17 protein-coding genes, 1 pseudogene and 1 other annotated feature are annotated in these 18,465 nt (G+C 47.6%); of the genes and pseudogenes, 5 read left to right on the top strand and 13 right to left on the bottom strand.

The features are described from left to right. Window positions 1–120: 120 nt before the first annotated feature. Complete coding sequence (locus tag ACAN55_RS16535; RefSeq protein WP_379135053.1) at window positions 121–1,071, top strand: sugar kinase; 951 nt, start codon at window positions 121–123, stop codon at window positions 1,069–1,071. Between the two features lie 386 nt (window positions 1,072–1,457). Here ACAN55_RS16535 and ACAN55_RS16530 read toward each other — a convergent pair whose 3' ends face one another. The 4 genes from ACAN55_RS16530 to ACAN55_RS16515 all read right to left on the bottom strand — a co-directional run bounded on the left by ACAN55_RS16530 (window position 1,458) and on the right by ACAN55_RS16515 (window position 6,816). Then, window positions 1,458–2,474: a LacI family DNA-binding transcriptional regulator gene (locus ACAN55_RS16530; RefSeq protein WP_379135050.1), complete on the bottom strand. Its 1,017-nt coding sequence runs from the start codon at window positions 2,472–2,474 to the stop codon at window positions 1,458–1,460. Window positions 2,475–2,671: 197 nt separating this feature from the next. After that, window positions 2,672–5,467 carry a DNA internalization-related competence protein ComEC/Rec2 gene (locus ACAN55_RS16525; protein ID WP_379135047.1) on the bottom strand — a complete coding sequence of 932 codons (2,796 nt, stop codon included), beginning with the start codon at window positions 5,465–5,467 and terminating at the stop codon, window positions 2,672–2,674. 152 nt (window positions 5,468–5,619) lie between these two features. Then, window positions 5,620–6,150 (bottom strand): deoxycytidylate deaminase, encoded by a 531-nt coding sequence (locus tag ACAN55_RS16520; protein ID WP_379135169.1) that lies wholly within the window; start codon window positions 6,148–6,150, stop codon window positions 5,620–5,622. Window positions 6,151–6,189: 39 nt separating this feature from the next. Continuing rightward, window positions 6,190–6,816 carry a ComEA family DNA-binding protein gene (locus tag ACAN55_RS16515; RefSeq protein ID WP_379135045.1) on the bottom strand — a complete coding sequence of 209 codons (627 nt, stop codon included), beginning with the start codon at window positions 6,814–6,816 and terminating at the stop codon, window positions 6,190–6,192. A gap of 132 nt (window positions 6,817–6,948) precedes the next feature. Here ACAN55_RS16515 and comER point away from each other — a divergent pair, with 132 nt between their 5' ends. Continuing rightward, window positions 6,949–7,800: a late competence protein ComER gene (gene comER, locus ACAN55_RS16510; protein WP_379135041.1), complete on the top strand. Its 852-nt coding sequence runs from the start codon at window positions 6,949–6,951 to the stop codon at window positions 7,798–7,800. A 114-nt stretch (window positions 7,801–7,914) separates the two neighbouring features. Here the strand turns inward: comER and leuS are convergent, their stop codons facing one another. From leuS to ACAN55_RS16475, 7 genes are all read right to left on the bottom strand, one after another. Then, complete coding sequence (gene leuS, locus ACAN55_RS16505) at window positions 7,915–10,362, bottom strand: leucine--tRNA ligase (RefSeq protein WP_379135038.1); 2,448 nt, start codon at window positions 10,360–10,362, stop codon at window positions 7,915–7,917. Window positions 10,363–10,563: 201 nt separating this feature from the next. Then, window positions 10,564–10,828: a binding site (T-box leader), on the bottom strand. Window positions 10,829–10,899: 71 nt separating this feature from the next. After that, window positions 10,900–11,967, bottom strand: coding sequence for an AI-2E family transporter (locus ACAN55_RS16500; protein ID WP_379135035.1), 1,068 nt, complete (start codon window positions 11,965–11,967; stop codon window positions 10,900–10,902). Between the two features lie 175 nt (window positions 11,968–12,142). Beyond that, window positions 12,143–12,352, bottom strand: a complete 210-nt coding sequence (locus ACAN55_RS16495) for a hypothetical protein (RefSeq protein ID WP_379135033.1) — start codon at window positions 12,350–12,352, stop codon at window positions 12,143–12,145. A gap of 14 nt (window positions 12,353–12,366) precedes the next feature. Continuing rightward, window positions 12,367–12,888: a PRC-barrel domain-containing protein gene (locus ACAN55_RS16490; protein ID WP_379135031.1), complete on the bottom strand. Its 522-nt coding sequence runs from the start codon at window positions 12,886–12,888 to the stop codon at window positions 12,367–12,369. A 31-nt stretch (window positions 12,889–12,919) separates the two neighbouring features. Beyond that, window positions 12,920–14,071, bottom strand: coding sequence for a cysteine desulfurase family protein (locus ACAN55_RS16485; RefSeq protein WP_379135027.1), 1,152 nt, complete (start codon window positions 14,069–14,071; stop codon window positions 12,920–12,922). A 167-nt stretch (window positions 14,072–14,238) separates the two neighbouring features. Beyond that, window positions 14,239–14,430: a hypothetical protein gene (locus ACAN55_RS16480; protein WP_379135166.1), complete on the bottom strand. Its 192-nt coding sequence runs from the start codon at window positions 14,428–14,430 to the stop codon at window positions 14,239–14,241. 72 nt (window positions 14,431–14,502) lie between these two features. Then, the gene (locus tag ACAN55_RS16475) at window positions 14,503–15,075 is read right to left on the bottom strand and encodes a histidine phosphatase family protein (RefSeq protein WP_379135024.1); all 573 of its coding nucleotides are present in this window, start codon (window positions 15,073–15,075) and stop codon (window positions 14,503–14,505) included. A 234-nt stretch (window positions 15,076–15,309) separates the two neighbouring features. Here ACAN55_RS16475 and ACAN55_RS16470 point away from each other — a divergent pair, with 234 nt between their 5' ends. Continuing rightward, complete coding sequence (locus tag ACAN55_RS16470) at window positions 15,310–15,465, top strand: glycine zipper domain-containing protein (protein ID WP_379135021.1); 156 nt, start codon at window positions 15,310–15,312, stop codon at window positions 15,463–15,465. 388 nt (window positions 15,466–15,853) lie between these two features. On the opposite strand, the gene ACAN55_RS16465 is transcribed toward ACAN55_RS16470, so the two are convergent. After that, complete coding sequence (locus tag ACAN55_RS16465) at window positions 15,854–16,228, bottom strand: hypothetical protein (RefSeq protein ID WP_379135018.1); 375 nt, start codon at window positions 16,226–16,228, stop codon at window positions 15,854–15,856. Between the two features lie 227 nt (window positions 16,229–16,455). Here ACAN55_RS16465 and ACAN55_RS16460 point away from each other — a divergent pair, with 227 nt between their 5' ends. After that, window positions 16,456–16,641 (top strand): hypothetical protein, encoded by a 186-nt coding sequence (locus tag ACAN55_RS16460; protein ID WP_379135015.1) that lies wholly within the window; start codon window positions 16,456–16,458, stop codon window positions 16,639–16,641. A 699-nt stretch (window positions 16,642–17,340) separates the two neighbouring features. Beyond that, window positions 17,341–17,874: pseudogene (locus ACAN55_RS16455) on the top strand (tyrosine-type recombinase/integrase); the annotation flags it as partial. On the opposite strand, the gene cymR reads toward ACAN55_RS16455, so the two are convergent. Then, entirely contained in the window at window positions 17,825–18,244 is a 420-nt protein-coding gene (gene cymR / locus ACAN55_RS16450) for a cysteine metabolism transcriptional regulator CymR (protein ID WP_379135012.1), read from the bottom strand. The pseudogene ACAN55_RS16455 and the gene cymR overlap by 50 nt on opposite strands. Window positions 18,245–18,465 lie beyond the last annotated feature (221 nt).

The raw sequence follows: 18,465 nt of genomic DNA, 5'->3' as shown, positions 1-18,465 counted from the left end.
ATGTGATAATTTCAAATTATAAACGAAGAACTTGAGAATGAAGCATCCAAGTAACATTCTGAAGTTCGTTCTATACAAATCTATATACAGGGATACTTATTCCCTGAGGAGGAACTATTAATGAGCAAACAACTGGACGTAGTCACTTTCGGTGAGCCGATGGCTATGTTTTATGCCAATGAGCCCGGCCCGCTGGCCGATGTATTTTCATTTTCCAAGGCGTTGGCGGGGGCTGAGAGTAATGTTGCTACAGGATTATCCCGTTTGGAGCATCACACCGGCTATGTTACTAAACTCGGCAAGGACAATTTCGGTGAATTTATTGCCAAAACTATGAGCAGTGAACATATTAATATTGATAGCATTAGCTACACTTCAGAGTATTCCACCGGAATGCTGATTAAATCCAAGGTGCTTGAAGGCGATCCTAAGGTCGAGTATTTCCGTAAAAATTCGGCGGCCTCCAAGCTTAGTCTTGCTGATTTCGATAACGCGTATTTCGCATCTGCCGGACATTTGCATGTAACCAGCATTTCTTCCGCCATTTCGAAGACCTGCCATGAGTTCTCGCTGCATGCTATGGAATTTATGAAGAGCGAAGGCAAAACGATATCCCTGGACCCGAACCTTCGTCCATCCTTGTGGCCTGATACCGAAACAATGGTGAACACCATTAACGACTTGGCTACCCGCTGCGACTGGTTCCTGCCTGGCCTTAGTGAAGGCAAGACTCTTACCAGCCTCAATACACCTGAAGAGATTGCCGCTTACTACCTGGAGCGCGGTGTCTCTCTAGTCGTGATCAAACTGGGACCGGAAGGAGCCTATTATAAAACGTCCGGACAAGAAGGTTATGTACAGGGCTTTAAGGTAGAGGAAGTTGTAGACACCGTTGGCGCCGGAGACGGCTTTGCTGTAGGCGTTATCAGTGCCATGCTGGAAAAACTAACCGTTGAAGAAGCAGTACGCCGCGGCAACGCCATCGGTGCCCTGGCTGTCATGTCGCCTGGCGATATGGACGGTCTGCCGACCCGCGATAGCCTGGCTGCGTTCATGAATCAGACAGCGTAAGGAAGCTAGTAATTAGCCTAACGAATCAGTAGGAGGGGTGAAACATCCTTTATGATCAATAGTCTTGGAATGAACGCCCAAATACCTTTATGATCCGTAGGCTTAGGGGTGAAACATCTAAGTAACTTAATGATCATTAGACTTGGAGATTTGGCTCAGACTACTAAAAAAGATGCAGACCATGAATAGGTCTGCATCTTTTTTCGCTTCTTAATCTAATCTTCTGACACTGCTTCCCACTGATGTTTCATTCTCAAGAATTTAGCAGTAAAAACTCCAGTTAATTGTCCAAAGTTCATGCTACATGCTAAATTAACAGTAGAATTTCCAGTTAAATGCACCCACAAGTTGCAACATGCTAAATAAACTTCGCCTTGATCCCGCTCCTACTTGATCACTTTCACCGAATGGCCCTGCTGTAAGGATGGCTGAAACCGGTAGGTAATGGGAACGGAGAAGTCCTTGTCCTCAATACACGAGAGTATAATTTTGGCGGCCTGCATGCCCATCTCGTACGCCGGCTGACGTATGGTGGTGATCACAGGGTTATAGATATGTGCAAATTCCACATCATCTATACCAATTACCGACAGCTGCTCCGGAATGGAAATGGAATTGCGGTTGGCATATTTCAGAATTTCCGCCAGGGCAATGTCATTAGCAGCCAGAAGTGCTGTAGGCGGTTGCTTCAGCGACATCAAACGTTTGATTTCAGCAGCAATTTCCTCCCGGGGCACGCTGCAAATATACTCCTCACGCAGTGGAAGTCCCGCTTCCTCCATGGCTTTCTTATAGCCGCTCATCCGCTCCTTCCGGGGAGTTATAGCCATTTCGCCAAGCGGAAGCGATACGATGGCAATTCGTTCATGTCCGCTGCGCACCAGCTCGCTTATCCCCGTCTTTACAGCCATCTCGTTATCCAGAAGAAGACTTTGCGTCGTTACTCCTTCCACCAGCCGGTCCATAAACACTAGCGGATATTCCGCTTCAATCAAGCGGGTATAGGCCTCGGGATTGTTCCCGGTAGGGAACATAATCAGACCGTCCACCTGGCGGGCCACTAGCGTTTCTACGTACTTATTTTCCTTCTCCGCATTTTCGTCCGCATTGCAGATAATCACCTGTATACCACGCTGCTGGAGTTCACTTTCAATCGCCCGGATACACTGTATGGATAAGGAATAATCGATATTGGCGACAATAACACCAACCATAAAGGTGCGGTTCTGTTTCAAGCTGCGCGCGAGGCCATTGGGCTGATAATTCAGCTCCTCAATCACGGCGGCGATCCGCTGACGGGTCGCTTCACTCATATACTTAAACCGTTTATTCAAAAATTGCGAAACTGTGCTTTTAGACACGCCTGCCTGCCTGGCCACATCGTCAATGGTTAGCTTTCTCATCACTTTACGCTCCACTCTTCACTTACGGAAGTAATACTTTAGCAAAATTATAGCTTTTTTTTAGTAAATTATCTACTGAATAAATTAACCTAAGATCCACCAGTTGGCGGGTTCGCACCTTCGGTGATGCTTGGGATTTTTCGGAATTTTTCAGGATTTATTGGGCTTGCCGGCCGCAGTTGTCCCCTGAAGCTTGTCTACTCCAGCATATGGCGCACCTGTATCACTCCACCATCCACACGGACTTGTATTTCTCCCTGCTGATCTGTTCGCCATATCCCAATATCGTCCGCATTCAACCGCTCCAGCACCTGCTGATTCGGATGACCGTAGAGGTTGTTGACCCCTGCCGATATAACGGCCGAGGTGGGCTTCCAGTAATCAAGCCAGCTTTGGCCTGTTGAGGTTTTACTCCCATGATGAGCCACCTTCAGCATGTCAATCCTGTTGTTCTGAGCAATTCCACTTTCCAGACTCTTCCGGGTAATCTCCTCTTCAGCCGCAAGATCCATATCCCCGGTGAATAAAAAGCTCCCGCCATCCATATCCAGACGGAATACTACCGACTCATGATTCTGTTCCTTTACTATAGGTGGAAGAACCTGAGTCATAGTCATAGTCCCGGTTAGCGTCGTCTCGCCGGTTACAGGATTCTTTACTGCAGGCTGCTCATTTATGAGAGTCTCTGCGGCATCACTTTGCATATCTCGGAAAGCTACATCAGTATCTATACCGGGAGCATTCTCCTCCGGCCAAAGAAAGGTTAATATAGTATCTTCATCTGGTGCTACTGCCATTCCCTGATGTACACCATATAACTTGACGTTATGATCGAGCGCCGTCCGCATAAGCGTGGCATAGGTTTCACTGTCAACCATCGTTCCGTTGAACAACAGTGCCGAAACAGGAAGTCCCTCCAATACAGCTTGGAGACCGCCTGCGTGATCCTGATCGCCATGCGTTAAAATAACAGCATCCAGGCGATGGATGCCACGCTTTTTCAATAGGGGTAGCAATACCTTCTCTCCAATCTCAAAGGGACTCCGACGGATTTGCCACTCTTCTTTTGACCCGAAATCTACCGTACCGCCCCCATCTACCAGAATGTTCGCACCGCCCGGTGTCGTGATAAGAATGCTGTCTCCCTGGCCTACATCCAGATAACTGATCGTCCCCACCCCACGAGGATTCTCCGGACGATACCCGGCCAAGAGCAGAAAGATGAAACACATCCCCAGAAGAAAGACCGTCCACCGGCTGCACCACAATGGAAGGCTGAACCGGTTGACGTAAGCAGAACTACGGGTTTTGGATGGTATCCGTCCTCCCGGCAAACTATACTGAATCTCGTCCAACGGGCGGGTTTCATCATCCATATACAGCGGCATGTTCCTTGCTGAGTGTCGTCTGTGCAATACATAGAATAGCCCATACAAAAGAATATAATAGGCTGAAATCCACACCAGCGAAGGAGAGCGCCATATCAACACTCCCGCGGTCCAACCGTTCATCCACTCTACTGCCGCAAAAGTAATATGATTGAGCCATTCCGTAGCTTTTACAAGTATATTGGCTGCCCCGTCCCACAGCCGTCCAACCAGTAGCGCGCCTGTCCCAAGCGGAAGAACGACGAAGGTAATCAAAGGGACCAGTACAAAGTTAGCTGCAAAGGACAACAGTGAAAACTGGTTGAAATAATAAATCGTCATGGGAAAGGAAATAAGCTGCGCAACCAATGTCACAGCGATTGTACTTCCCAGCCAACGTGGGCAAGAAGACAGAAGTGGCGCAGCCAAAGGTACATAAACCATTAGCCCCGCTGTGACCAGGAAAGATAACTGAAAGCTCACGCTGAGTAAAAAATACGGATTCCACACCAGCATCAGAAGAGCAGAAGCGCTTAAAATATTCAAGCCATCCTTCAGGATTCCCTGGCGCGCCGCATACAAAGCGATCATCGCCATAATCCCTGCCCGGATTACCGAAGGCCCCGCACCAGAGAGCAGCACGTATACCGGTACAAGGAAGAGGACCACAGTCAAAGCTGTTTCCTTTGTCATACGCAAGCGCAGCATGATAAATAACAAGACGCCAACGAATACGGCTACATGCATCCCGGAAATCGCCAGAATATGCGTGAGTCCAAGCTGCGAGAATTGTTTATAAGTATCCGGGTCCAAATCATCCTGCATTCCGATCACAAGTCCCTTAAGATAACCTGCATCGGGCTCAGCGAACAACCTATCCAGCTCTGCCCCCATACTTAGTCTCGCCCTGTCATTCCACCGTAAGACCGCAGCAGGAATCCATCCAGATGAGGTCTTAGCATGGACTTGCCCGGTTCCATCAACCTTGAGCAGCCAGTGAATCTTGTTCGTCAGCAAATACGCGCGGTAATCAAAGCCCCCAAAGTTCCTCGCTTCCGAAGGCTGTACCAGTTCACCATTCAACTCCACCGTATCTCCACGACTCCAGTCGGCAGCTTCAGCAATCTCCGTCTCTGCCTGGAGTTTAACCTGCACCTGTATTTTTTCTCCGTGAATGGTATCCGCTTCCGTCCCTTCGGTTTCTTTATTATCTGCATCTTCTCCAATATCGTCATTCTGCTGCTCCATAGAGTCCGTCTGAGAGACATCTATTAGCCTAACTGTAAAATCCACTCGATCCCCATCCCTCTCCACCGGGGATATTATTACGCCTTCAGCTTGAACAGGGATTCTCTCTTCCGTAAGCACTGTATGCAGCGATAAAGCCTGCGGAAGAGCACTTACATTACGCCCTTCATTCCATTCCCAGTAAGCCCCTGCAAGCGTCAATGCTATCCCAAATACCGCACAAGCCTTCCAGCTTAATCCGCCGAATAGTACCAGTGCTGTAAGCAACAGCATTAGTCCGGTCCATACCAGCACCAAAGAATATCCGGATAACATACTGGCGCAGGCGCTCCCGGCTACCCAGCTTACAGTAAACCAAAGCAGTGGTCTTCCTCTCAAACCTGATCTCCTCCCTCTAATACAGTTACTGCCACGCCGCCTCAATCCCTTTTAGCGCAAAAAGAACCCCTGTCGTTGCAGCACGCTGCAAGAGCAGAGGTTCTTCCTCAGGCCATACATATTTGGATAAATAGAATACTGCGTTCCTAAACTTATTCTTTGATGTTCATCATCGTCTCTGAAGGTGGTTCATAGCTCTCCAGCTGACGGAACACAATACCTTTCGAAGCCATCATCGAACGGACTTTCTCCATATCCTTGCGGTAAGGGCGGTAATATACGATCTCCACAATGCCGCTGTTCGCCAGCATATTCGCGCAGGTCCAGCAGGGCTCGTCTGTCACATACACCGTACTTCCTTCCCGGTCGCTGCGGTCCGTGAACAAGAGCAGATTCTGCTCGGCATGGATCGTCCGGATACAACGCTGCTTCTTAACCATCATCTGTTCGCCGTTCACCAGCTCCATCTCATACTGTTCAGACACCATGCAGCCTGCTTCAGAGCAATCCGGAACGCCCATAGGCGCGCCATTGTAGGCGGTCCCCAGCAGCTTCTTCCCCTGTACAAGCACAGCCCCGACATGACGGCGCGGACAGCGTGAGCGAGTCGAAACCATACAGGCAATGTCCATGAAATATGTATCCCAATTCTTACGGTAGGCAACTGTCATTCGTATCACCATTTTCTCCAAAATAAGTTGTTAACTATTGTAACACCCCATTCAGAACAAAACCATGGGTTTCAGCTTTTCCAGCAACTTCGGACCAATCCCTTTTACCTTACCCAGCTCCGTCAGACTGGCAAAAGGACCCTGGCTGCTGCGGTAATCCATAATCGCCCGGGCCTTGGCATCGCCTATTCCCGGCAATTCCTTCAGTTGTTCCAGCGTCGCGGTGTTTACGTTGATTTTCCCCTCTGCCCCCGCAGGCTGGTTCTGTGGCTGTGACTCGATGGGATTGACCGCTGCATCCGAGGAAGATCCAGGTGGATGATTCACAGGTGTAGTCACAGAAGTTGCCGACCCCTTAGTAGGCAGTGTTGCAGCAGCATCCCCTTCATGGATGACTGTGCCTGCAGTTTTCGAACCGCTCTCTGCTGATTTCTCAGTCGTTGAGGTGTCACTATTGGCAGTCTTATCCTTTCTATCTGCATTTCCTCCTTCTATGCCTCCCTGACTACTGGTCTGCTCACTACTGGTCTGCCCGCTCCCGGCAAGCGCCGTCTCTACTCCGACATTCATCGTCTCCCACCCGGCAATCCCGCTTGAACGCCCTTCGTTCCCGTACCACAGCAGACCGATTCCTGCCAGCGCTGCAGCAATACCGCCGATTATTGCTAATCTCTTCATTGAAGCTTCCTCCCTCTGGAAAAGATTTCATCTTTTTAACGTGATCCTGTCATCAGTCCAAGTTCAACCTGCATACATTTAACGAAGAGTAATCCTGTCAATATGAGAAGCAAGAAAGGAGGGGACCACAGGATGAAGGTGGGATTTATCGGAACAGGCAGTATGGGCAGCCTGCTTATCGACGCCTTTCTTTCTTCCAAGGCACTGCGTCCCCAGGATGTGCTTGCCAGCAACCGCAGCGCTCACAGACTGGTTCAGCTTGCAGAACGCCATCCTGGTATCTTGCTGTGCGGAAGTAATAGCGAAACCGCGGCAGGGAGCGATATCGTCTTTCTGTGCGTCAAACCTATGGAGTTCAAAGCACTAACCGATGAAATCGGCTCCCTACTTCGCAAGGAGCAGATTGTCATCTCTATAACAAGTCCTGTCCAGCTCCATCATCTAGAGTCTGTCCTGCCTTCCAAAATCGCCAAAGTCATCCCCAGTATCACCCACTGCGTGAAAGCGGGCACTTCACTTTGCATATTTGGCGAACGGTTAAATAAAGAAGACCGGCTTCTGCTTATTCATCTTCTATCCTTTATTGGCGTTCCTGTAGAGATCAGTGAGAATCATACCCGGGTGGCTTCAGATTTCACGAGCTGCGGACCGGCATTCTTAAGTTATTTCATCGAACGGTGGATCAAGGCGGCAGTGGAAGCGACAGGCATCGATGAAACACTGCTGAGCACACTGACAGGCGAGATGTTGCTGGGTACGGGCCGTCTGCTGACAGAAGGTAATTTCACACCTCAGGAGCTGCAAGAACGTGTTGCTGTTCCGGGCGGGATTACAGCGGAGGCGCTGAACCATCTGCGTTATAGTCTGGAAGGGGTCTTCGAGCGACTGATTACGACTACCCATGACAAATATGATGAAGATGTCGCCAAGCTGAATATTCTCTTCAGACATAGCGGTATTCCCCAAAGTCCGCTTGACCGCTAAGTTTGCACGTTCCAAGACGGATTCTGGTCTGGCCTATCCTGAATGCCCCGAAAGAACATAAAAACCCGCAGCACGGACCTTATCCGTTGCTGCGGGCAATCATGCGTTCTTCGCTTAACCCACTACGATATTTACAAGTTTGCCAGGGACGGCAATAATTTTACGTACGGTCTTGCCCTCAACGGCTGCACTCACGTTCGGGAGTGCAAGAGCATGCGCCTGCATTTCTTCCTGAGCCATTCCCTGAGGAATCAGCGCGCGCTGTACAATTTTACCGTTAACCTGGACTACGATTTCCACCTCTGCGTCAACGGTCATAGCCTCATCGTAAGACGGCCAGGCTACATAGCTGATGCCACCCTCATGTCCGAGCAGCTGCCACAGCTCTTCAGCAATATGCGGTGCCAGCGGAGACAGCATTTGCACGAAGTTCTCCATAGCGGCATGCGAAAGTGTATCCTGCTTATAGGCATCATTGGTGAAGATCATGAGCTGGCTGATCGCTGTATTGAAGCGCAGATTATCGAAATCCTCTGTCACTTTCTTCAGCGTCTTATGCCAAGTCCGTTTGAATTCCTCGCTGCCGCCGTCTTTCTTAATCTTGGCATTCAGCGTGCCATCCTCATTCACGAACAAACGCCATACGCGGGAGAGGAAGCGGTGTACGCCTTCCGTGCCGTTCTCGCTCCAAGGTTTGGTCGCCTCCAGCGGTCCCATAAACATTTCATAGATACGAAGGGTATCCGCTCCATATTCAGCCACAATCTCATCCGGATTAATGACGTTACCGCGGGATTTACTCATTTTCTCATTGTTCGTTCCGAGAATCATACCTTGGTTGACCAGCTTGTGGAACGGTTCTTTGGTATCAACCACACCGAGATCATACAGCACTTTGTGCCAGAAACGGGCATACAGCAGGTGAAGCACCGCGTGCTCAGCCCCGCCGATATACAAATCTACCGGCAGCCACTGCTGCTGTTTATCCTTCGAGCACAGCTCGCTGTCATTCTTCGGATCGATAAACCGCAGGTAGTACCAGCAGCTGCCTGCCCATTGCGGCATCGTATTCGTCTCACGGCGCGCCTTCATACCAGTCTCCGGATCAACCGTTTCTACCCATTCCGTAACATTCGCAAGCGGGGATTCCCCTGTGCCGGAAGGCTTAATCTGATCCACATCCGGCAGCAGCAGCGGAAGCTGGTCTTCCGGTACGGTCTTCATGCTTCCGTCTTCCAGGTGCAGAATTGGAATCGGCTCACCCCAGTAGCGTTGACGGCTGAACAGCCAGTCGCGCAGGCGGTAAGTAACCTTGCCTTTACCGCTTCCATCAGCTTCAAGCCAAGAGATCATTTTAGCAATAGCCTCGGCATTATCCAGTCCGTTTAGGAAGTCTGAATTCACGTGTGGTCCGTCGCCGGCATAAGCCTCTTCGGCAATATTTCCGCCTTGTACAACCTCAAGAATGTCCAGCCCGAACTGCTTCGCAAACTCCCAGTCGCGTGTATCATGACCAGGAACGGCCATAATCGCACCCGTGCCGTATCCTGCCAGCACATAATCCGCAATCCAGATCGGCACTTGTGCACCGTTTACCGGGTTAATCGCATACGCGCCGGTGAATACACCGGTTTTATCCTTGGCCAAATCCGTACGTTCCAGATCACTCTTGTGGGAAGCTTTCTCCTGATATTCCTTCACTGCAGCAAGCTGGCTCTCTGTTGTAATCAGCTCTACCAGTTCATGTTCCGGCGCCAGCACGCAATAGCTCGCTCCGAACAAGGTATCCGGACGAGTCGTAAAGACCACCAGGTTCTTATCATATCCATCGATCTTGAAGGTAACTTCTGCCCCGGTGGATTTGCCGATCCAGTTGCGCTGCATATCCTTGATGCTCTCGGACCAGTCCAGCTCCTCCAGATCCTCCAGCAGACGTTCAGCGTATTCGGTAATTCTCAGAATCCACTGGCGCATCGGCTTGCGGATAACCGGATGGCCGCCGCGTTCGCTTTTGCCATCGATGACTTCTTCATTAGCGAGTACGGTTCCCAGAGCGGGACACCAGTTCACCGGCACTTCAGCCACATAAGCCAAACCACGTTTGTAGAGCTGGATAAAAATCCACTGCGTCCATTTGTAGTATGCAGGGTCCGTAGTACTGATCTCGCGCTCCCAATCATAGGAGAAGCCTAGTGATTTAATCTGGCGGCGGAAATTATCAATATTCTTAAAGGTAATCTCACGGGGATGCTGTCCGGTATCCAGCGCATGCTGCTCAGCCGGAAGACCGAATGCATCCCAGCCCATCGGGTGCAGCACGTTGTAGCCGCGCATCCGTTTGTAGCGGGATACGATATCCGTTGCTGTATATCCTTCCGGATGGCCTACATGCAGCCCTGCGCCAGAAGGATACGGGAACATATCCAGTGCGTAAAATTTCGGCTTCGCCGGATCTTCAGTGGTGCGGAACGTGTGGTTCTCGTCCCAGTACTGCTGCCATTTCGGCTCAATTGTCTGGGCACGGTAGCCCGGTCCAGCTGTCTTGGTCATATTTTCACTCATCGTTTAGAACCTCCTTGGTTTCTCGAAGACATATAGGACAACTTCTAGATCAATATCCGGGGCTTCCTATATGTTAAGAAGAAACGGCTCTGCCGTCCTAACTAAGACGGACCGTTTCTCGTAAAAATACAAGGATAAAGTATAGTGTACAACTTATACTTTCTTGTATTTTAAAAAAACCTCCCATCCCTAGCGTTAGACGCTAGGGACGAGAGGTCTGAATTCCCGTGGTACCACCCTAGTTAGCAGCAAGGATATGCTTTATCCTGCTACTCACTTTACACCCTGTAACGGGGGCAAACCGACGGCGTTCGCTTCTGTGCTCCCGGCTAAGAACCATGGATACAACGAAATTGCGCCGTTTCTCCGAGGTGAGTTCATTCCGCTTAGTCATCCGGCTTCCACCCGTGCACCGGCTCTCTGTAATAACATTTGCGAAATTAATACTCCTCATCAACGATAGATGTATACAAGTAAATCGTAATATTCCCCAATATTATATACAAAGCCGGTGCTACAGTCAACGTTATTCCGCGATTATACAGGCTTTCTCTTCATATAATAGGTCAAAAAATGATGCAGCACCACTTTTCCGGCCGCAAAAATAGGAACCGCAAGAATCAGACCGAGCATGCCGGCAATCTCTCCGCCCACCAGCAGAGCAAAAATAATCAGCAGTGGATGCAGATGAAGCTTGCGTCCCACCACCTGCGGCGAAATGACATTGCTCTCGAGCATCTGACATATCGTATTGACCACTGCCACCATCAGCACCAGCTTGAAGGAAATTGTGGATGCCATCACAATGGCCGGAGCTGCTCCGAGAAACGGCCCCAAATACGGAACAATGTTAAACATGGCAACAACGCTTGCGAAGAGCAGCGCGTAAGGCATGCCAATCAGCGCATAACCAATGTAAGCAAGAACCCCGATGATGAGGCAGACGATAAACTGACCGCGAATATAGTTGCCAAGCGCGGCATCGATATCTTTTAACAGTGTGACAATAGCCTTGCGCCGGGAGCGGGGAAGACAGGACACCACCGTCCGTTCGAACACATCGAAATCTTTAAGGATATAGAAGACCAGAAAGGGGACGATGAACGCATTAAACAGCACATTGATCGTTGATCCTATGTTATCGAGAAAATGAGAGATCCCGGTGGCCAGGCGGCTTTCCAGCTTAAAAAACCAATTGTTCATTCCCATCTCAACACCCGGCGGAATTAGGCGCGTATTCATTGTTCGCATCAGCCCCTGTGCCCTGAGCGTCATTTCAGGCAGATGCTCATTGAGTTCCTCCAGCTGTTCGATCAGCATGGGGATCAGATTGATGGCGATCACGGCAATCGCTGTGAGAAATACGGCATATATCAGAAGAACGGCGATGCTGCGCGGCATTTTGCGGGCGGCCAGCATACTTACTACAGGGTTCAGCACATAGGAAATAATCATTGCAGCCAGAAAGGGTGCCAAGATTGCCTTCAGGAACACAAAAACCTGGTGCAGCATGGGGCGCAGCAGCCAGACAAAATACAGGATAATCAGAATTAGCAGCACACCGAGCATCCAGCGTAACCATTTGTTTTGAGACCATTGCTCCATTGCCTTACCTCCTGCGGCTGAACTGGACTGGCTTTGTAACTAAGTATATGTAAGGCCACAGCAAAATAACCAATATAATTGCCGCACAAAAAAACGCCTAACCCTTTTCTGCGGCAGCAGAAAAAAGATTAGACGCTAATTGTATGTATCCACATCTATACATCGGAAACGGACATCAGGAAGTCGCGTGGATATGAGGGAAATCCTGGGAGTATTCCTCTCCGGAAAATAAATCATCAAGCGAACTAAGCGTGCCGTCTTCCTCAACCTGATAAACCGACATTTTCTCGCCGTTTACCGTAAGTTCGATGAAACAGCCCCAGCAATAGAACTGGTGTGAGCCAATTTTGCCGATATCCTTGGAGTTGCAGTTTGGACACTTCATATCATACATTCCACCTATCCGTTAACAATATTAATGGCTTTTTGTAGCCGTTCTTCGCTCATTGCCGGAACCAGCACAGCATCCTCACCAATGGACATTCCTTCAGAACAAGGCAGCCATTTGCGGCCTTCGATTAAATCAGTCACAAGCCCATCACTGATTTCCAGCGCTACTATTGTGTTTCCCATCTTTTGGTCAAAATAAACATCGGATATGCGTCCAATAATCGTCCCTGTGGCAGTAACAACCTGCAAATCCTTCAATTTATGCTTCCCCAAAAGAAAAGTATGGGGTATGTGGTCGGCATCTGCCTTTTGAATTGACTCTTTACTCGCAATCATAACTGCATCTTCGCCATAGGCGACAATATCTTCCCATGCCACAAATTTCACATGACTAGAGAAAAATGTTTTGCTTTCCAGTTCAATACCCATAATGGTCAAGTTTGAATCGATACTACAGTCTACAATTTTGCCGATTTCTTGACCTTCCTCGACACCGAATACAGCCAGTCCAATCATATCCTGAAGTTTCATGTCGGCTTAGTCCCTTCGCAAACTAATGGCCTTAATGTCTATTACGCAGCCGCTTCAGAATAGTTTCAACTTTCTGGGCAACGTATTCCATTTCTTCACTAGTATTACCCAAACCGGTACTAAATCGAATCGCCGATTCCAAAAGTTTCGGGGGAAGATCCATGGCTCTCAGCACATGAGATATTTCCAGTGATCCAGAGGTGCAAGCCGAGCCGCTGGAAGCAGAAATGTGCTCCATATCCAGGTTCATCAGCATCACATCTGTCCGGATCTCGGGAAAGCTCAGATTAAGAATGTTCGGCAGGCCGTACTCTGTATTTCCATTAATAGTATAGCTCTCCCGTCCAATCCGAACGTCAAGCTCCTCCAGCAGTTTGCTCCGTAAAGCAACGGAATGCAAATGGCGTTCAGGCAATCCGTGAACAGCCAGCTCTACAGCTTTTGCAAATCCTGCCGCACCCGCCAGATTCTCCGTTCCCGCCCGGCGTCCGCGCTCTTGCAGGCCTCCATGCAGCATAGACTCCAGCGGTGCACCCTTACGTACATACAAACCGCCGATCCCTTGAGGACCGTTAATCTTATGGGCGCTGAAGCTCATATAATCAACCGGAAGATCCTTCAATACAATAGGGATGGATCCCAAAGCCTGGACAGCATCCACATGGAACAGAATCCCGTTCTCCGCGGCCAGTTCCCCGATTTCCCTAATGGGCTGGATGGTTCCTACTTCATTATTAACATACATCACGCTGATGAGCACCGTGTCCTCACGCAAGGCGGCTTTAACATCCTGGATCTGGACAAGTCCGGTGGAATCCACCGGCAGGTAGGTGACTTCATAGCCCTCCTTCTCTAAGGCTTTGCAGGCATGAAGAACAGCGTGATGCTCAAAGCTGGTCGTAATCAGATGTTTCCCTTTAGCAGATGAAGCAACTGCAGCTCCAAAAAGCGCGAGATTATCGCTCTCCGTGCCTCCGCTGGTGAACACCCATTCCGTAGGCGAACAACCTAAAGAGGCGGCAATGAAATCGCGCGCCCCATTAATAATCTTCTTAGCTGAACGGCCCACCGCATGTACGCTGGATGCATTGCCGAACTGTTCTGTCATTATAGTAAGCATGGCACCAGCCACTTCCGGATGCACCGGGGTTGAGGCGGCATGGTCCAAATAAATGGGTTTCATGGTGGTTAACTCCGCTTCTTTAAATATAGGGCAATTTATTTCTTATAGCTGCATACTAAACGTGAGGTCTCCTTTATATCATACCTTGTGAAGAGTTTCAACAAGTGTTTATCATTCCGAGCGTATTAGTCATCTTTAGACATTTCACGATACATACAGAGTCAGCATTAAACAGCATACGCAATTTTTGCCGGTCTCCAGGCCAGAATATTCTCAACCCGGAATACGCGGGGAGCATTAGTAGCCAAACAGGTTGCTCGGATAACGCCATCCTTTATTTCCCTGATTCTGATATTGCGCTGGGTGATCTTCCCATGCTTATCCAGATAGACAATTTCCACGATTTGATCCCGGTTCATTTTCAAGCCACCCACCTCCAATAAGAACGTTTGTTTGTATTATATCAGAACAAACGTTCGATATTCAAGGTGTTATTCTTGCCACATCCGGATGACTTCTTCAAGCTCCAGGTCATGGAATATCATGCGATAGATGTCAGGTTTTCGGGTGCGGATCAAGAATTCGAAAGCGTATTGTGAATCAAAATAATTCATCATCGAAGCCATTACATATCCGTGGGTTCCGACAGCAATTTTCTTTCCTTTATACTGTATTAAAATATTTCTCAGCGCCTCTACGGATCTGCTCTGACAGGCGGCTCCAGACTCTCCTCCCGGCAATGCGTAATGAGGCTCATCAAATGACTTTTTAACGATACGCATTAAATCTTCATTAGATATACTCTCGCCATTACCTGAAAAATGCCTTTCCCTGAGATCTTCAATCGTTTGAATGTCCACTCCCAGTTCTGCGGCGAGACCCTCAAGCGTTAATACCGCCCGGGCATAGGGACTGGATATGATATGAGTTATTCCTTCATCCTTCAAAATTTCTGTGATTACTTCAGCATCCATTTTACCTTTTAAGGTGAGTCCCCTGGTTCTTTCATCGCCATCTGTGTAGGATGACTCTGCATGCCTTACCATATAAATGATCGTCCTCATATACCTCTAATTGACCTCCTTATCACCCTCAAATCATTGAGAACAAGGCTTATATCCGGCTCATGCCCATCTTAAACAGAGGACAGCCTCCTTTAAAGAGAAATTAAATGCGGTTTATTTCCTGTTTTAGGGGTGGATTGAAAGCAATAACGTAGATAAGAATCCAAATGAAAGGGGCATTTGAAACGAATTCCTCCGAGACAGCGTAATTAATTAAAAAGCGGAGGTGCGGTCATGGAGAATAAAGGTTCCGGCTTGGCCTTGGGTATATGTTTCGGAGTAGCGTTTGGGGTTCTTTTTCACAATTTGGCACTGGGCATCGCTCTGGGAGTGGCGTTTGGCGCTGCATTTACCTATCAGGGTAAGAAGAAAAAACCGCCGAAAGAATAGGGGCAGCCGCCGAATAAGTAACCGTTCACTCCGCTTGAGTCGATCAAACACTAATCGACATTGGCGAGCGGCCTAAGCACCTGGAGCGAAGGATAGAACGAGGAACTGGACCAAATCCGGTATGCTGCGGAGTCCAGTGTTATTAGCTGAGTATCGGGTAAATCCTGAAGATCTTGAGAACTATCGAACAGTAGCGGGTTTTGCGAATTGGCTTATTGATCAAAACCGAAAATACCGTGTATTCGACCATGATCTATTAACAATCGCTCTATCCAGAAGTATATCAACAGTACCCTACTAATATATAACCAACAGACAAATTATTAGGATGTTCCTTGTAAGAAAAAACACCCCGCCGACCAGTTAAGGTTGACGGGGCTTTAAAAATTTATGTTTCATATTCATTAAGAAAAATTTGTTGCATATCTAATTCTATTTTTATACTTTCAATGACATTCTTCAAACCTGGCACCCAAAGTAAAGTATCTTGTTGGATATAGTTCATTACTAGCTCATAACTACGCTCAAACTTTTGAATATTTGGGCTATTGTCATTTTTCAGTACTGTGCGTACTCTTTCTGCTAATTCCATGTAGTCATCATGAATGTGTTCTTGTTTAATGCATTCTGCCGGTTTTAATTCTGACCACGCATAGGCTCCACCAATTACTACTTTTTCTGATCCTTCTACATATTCAATGCTTGAGTCGTCATTTATAAAAGCATTGATCCGTTCTTCAAGCCCCTTAAAAGCTTGTACCAAATTAAGTACTCTTTCGAAAAAAAACACCTCCCAATAGATAAGAAGATGTGATTTGAACTCGCCCAAAATCCTAGCTGGTAATCACAACTTTATGTGAAACCAGTATATTACGTTTTGAAATAAATAAAAGCATTATTTTTCACACATTAGTATTAAGTCAGGCGGACTGTGTTAGTATGAATACCATAGGAGGCAATGGTAGTTATTGCCAAAGGAAGAGGTACGATATGCAAAGACAAGAAATACAGAAAATCATAATCGAAAATAAACAATTTAAAGTCCATCTCATTAGCGGAGAAACCTATATTGGAAGATGTGAGCTTAAGGGAGCGGCGGAGGATTTAAGTTTATTGACTGAAACAGAGGAAAAATTTATTCCTTTTTGGGTTATAAAACGAATTCTAATTTTCTGAAGATTTTCTGTTGCCGAATGCTACGCCAAAACCATTCTAAATTCAAATTCACTCTTCGATAATAGGCATACGCTATTTACACGCTTTCCGGACTCCATTTCCGAACTAACCCACCATAATTAACTATACAGCCGGCCAGATCACCACGGCGTTCAAATACGGTAACACGTGTCTGGCTTAAGGCTGTAGCAAAAAAAACACATCTGTTTTTAATACTTTATATACGTCTATACTATCTCCTCCCAAAAAGCAGGGTAACTCTGATGGAACAGTATATATGAGCTCTAGATGAAGTGCCACTTAGATATGTTCAATCGGATAAAATTATACCCTTTCAACATAAAATCCTCATCAATACTGCCAGTAATCCAGATCTCCGGGCTCGTTGCTCCGCTGTGGCGGATGCGCATCTACCTGAGACCTCTTTATTCGACTTGACTGTCTCTTACCAGCCCTCGATAATAACTGCTGTCTCAATGGGCATCTCAGGATTCCATTCAATGTAATTATGTTCCACCAACTGCAGCATCCCCACTTTGATTGGTCTTGGTAATTGTCTACTTAATCTTAAGCTGAAGGCGGAGGGGAAAAGCCGTAGCTTACAACGATCCACACTGTCGCCTCTCTTATGTTCGAGCATGCAAAACGCAACGGGCTAAAAAGGAGAGAAAAAAACAAGTCCTCCCCAAATTTCTTGAGAAGGACGAGCTCAAAGCTTATCTTCAGTTGTGTCGATTTATGCTCACCACGAATATGTGGGCCATGTTCGTGGTGTTGGCTTACACCGGACTTCGGATCAGCGAAGCATCAGGCTTGCAATGGGAAGACATCGACTTAAATAGAAGTACCATCGATGTTAACAAACAGCTATATGGTTCAAGTGTCCGTAACTACTCCTTCATACCACCAAAAAATGACCAAAGTGAGAGTATCCCAAGTTTTGGGGATACCGTCGCTAAAGCTCCGGTACTGCTAAAAGAATGGCAACACGAAAAACGTCTTACTGCTAAAATCCACAAAAGCAATTCAAAAGTAACAGAGCAGATCTATCTCCACGTCACAAAGCAGCGGCAATTCCAAATTGCCACTGCTTTGAATGGGCCATCAATCAAAAAAAATGTGGGTAATTTGTGGGTAACGATTTTCAAAAATCCCTTTGAAATCAATGGAATCCTGGTTCCTTCTAAATATAAAACATATAATTATCGATCTGGCTATCTTCTTTGTAATTAATCAGGTCATACAAGGTGGTGGAATCCAGCACATCAGCGATGCTGTCGCGGATACGCAGCCAGAGGTCGCGTTTGGCAGGGTCATCCTCTTCCGTGAAATCTACGGGGGAGATAGGGCCCTCGAGCACGCGGATAATATCGCCAGCAGTAATCTGTGCGGTCTCGCGGGACAGGATGTAGCCGCCGTAAGCGCCGCGGATGCTTTTAACCAGACCAGCATTGCGTAGAGGAGCGATCAGCTGCTCCAGGTAATGCTCGGACAAGCCATTTTTCTCGGCAATGCTCTTCAGTGATGTAGGACCTTCACCGTATTTAATTGCCAGTTCCATCATAATCGTCAGCCCGTAACGGCCTTTAGTGGATATTTTCAAAGGGGCACCTCTTTCAGTGATATTACGATTCATGTTATAATTAATGTTTGCTTGACATAAACGGGTTTCTAAATCTGTGTATTCCGATGTTCACTATGTGTTTATGTTATCATATTCGCGCTTACATGTGGAATACAAAAGTCAACTTTTTGCGATTTTGTTCTCCCCCGGTGGACTAATTTGAAACTTTGCTCAAGTTCTTGTCACTTTTTACCCCGGAA

It is taken from the genome of Paenibacillus oryziterrae, assembly GCF_042610485.1.
In the GTDB taxonomy this organism is placed as follows: domain Bacteria; phylum Bacillota; class Bacilli; order Paenibacillales; family Paenibacillaceae; genus Paenibacillus_AQ.
Note: the sequence above shows the minus strand (reverse complement) of the source record. Positions and strands in the feature narration are given on the sequence as shown.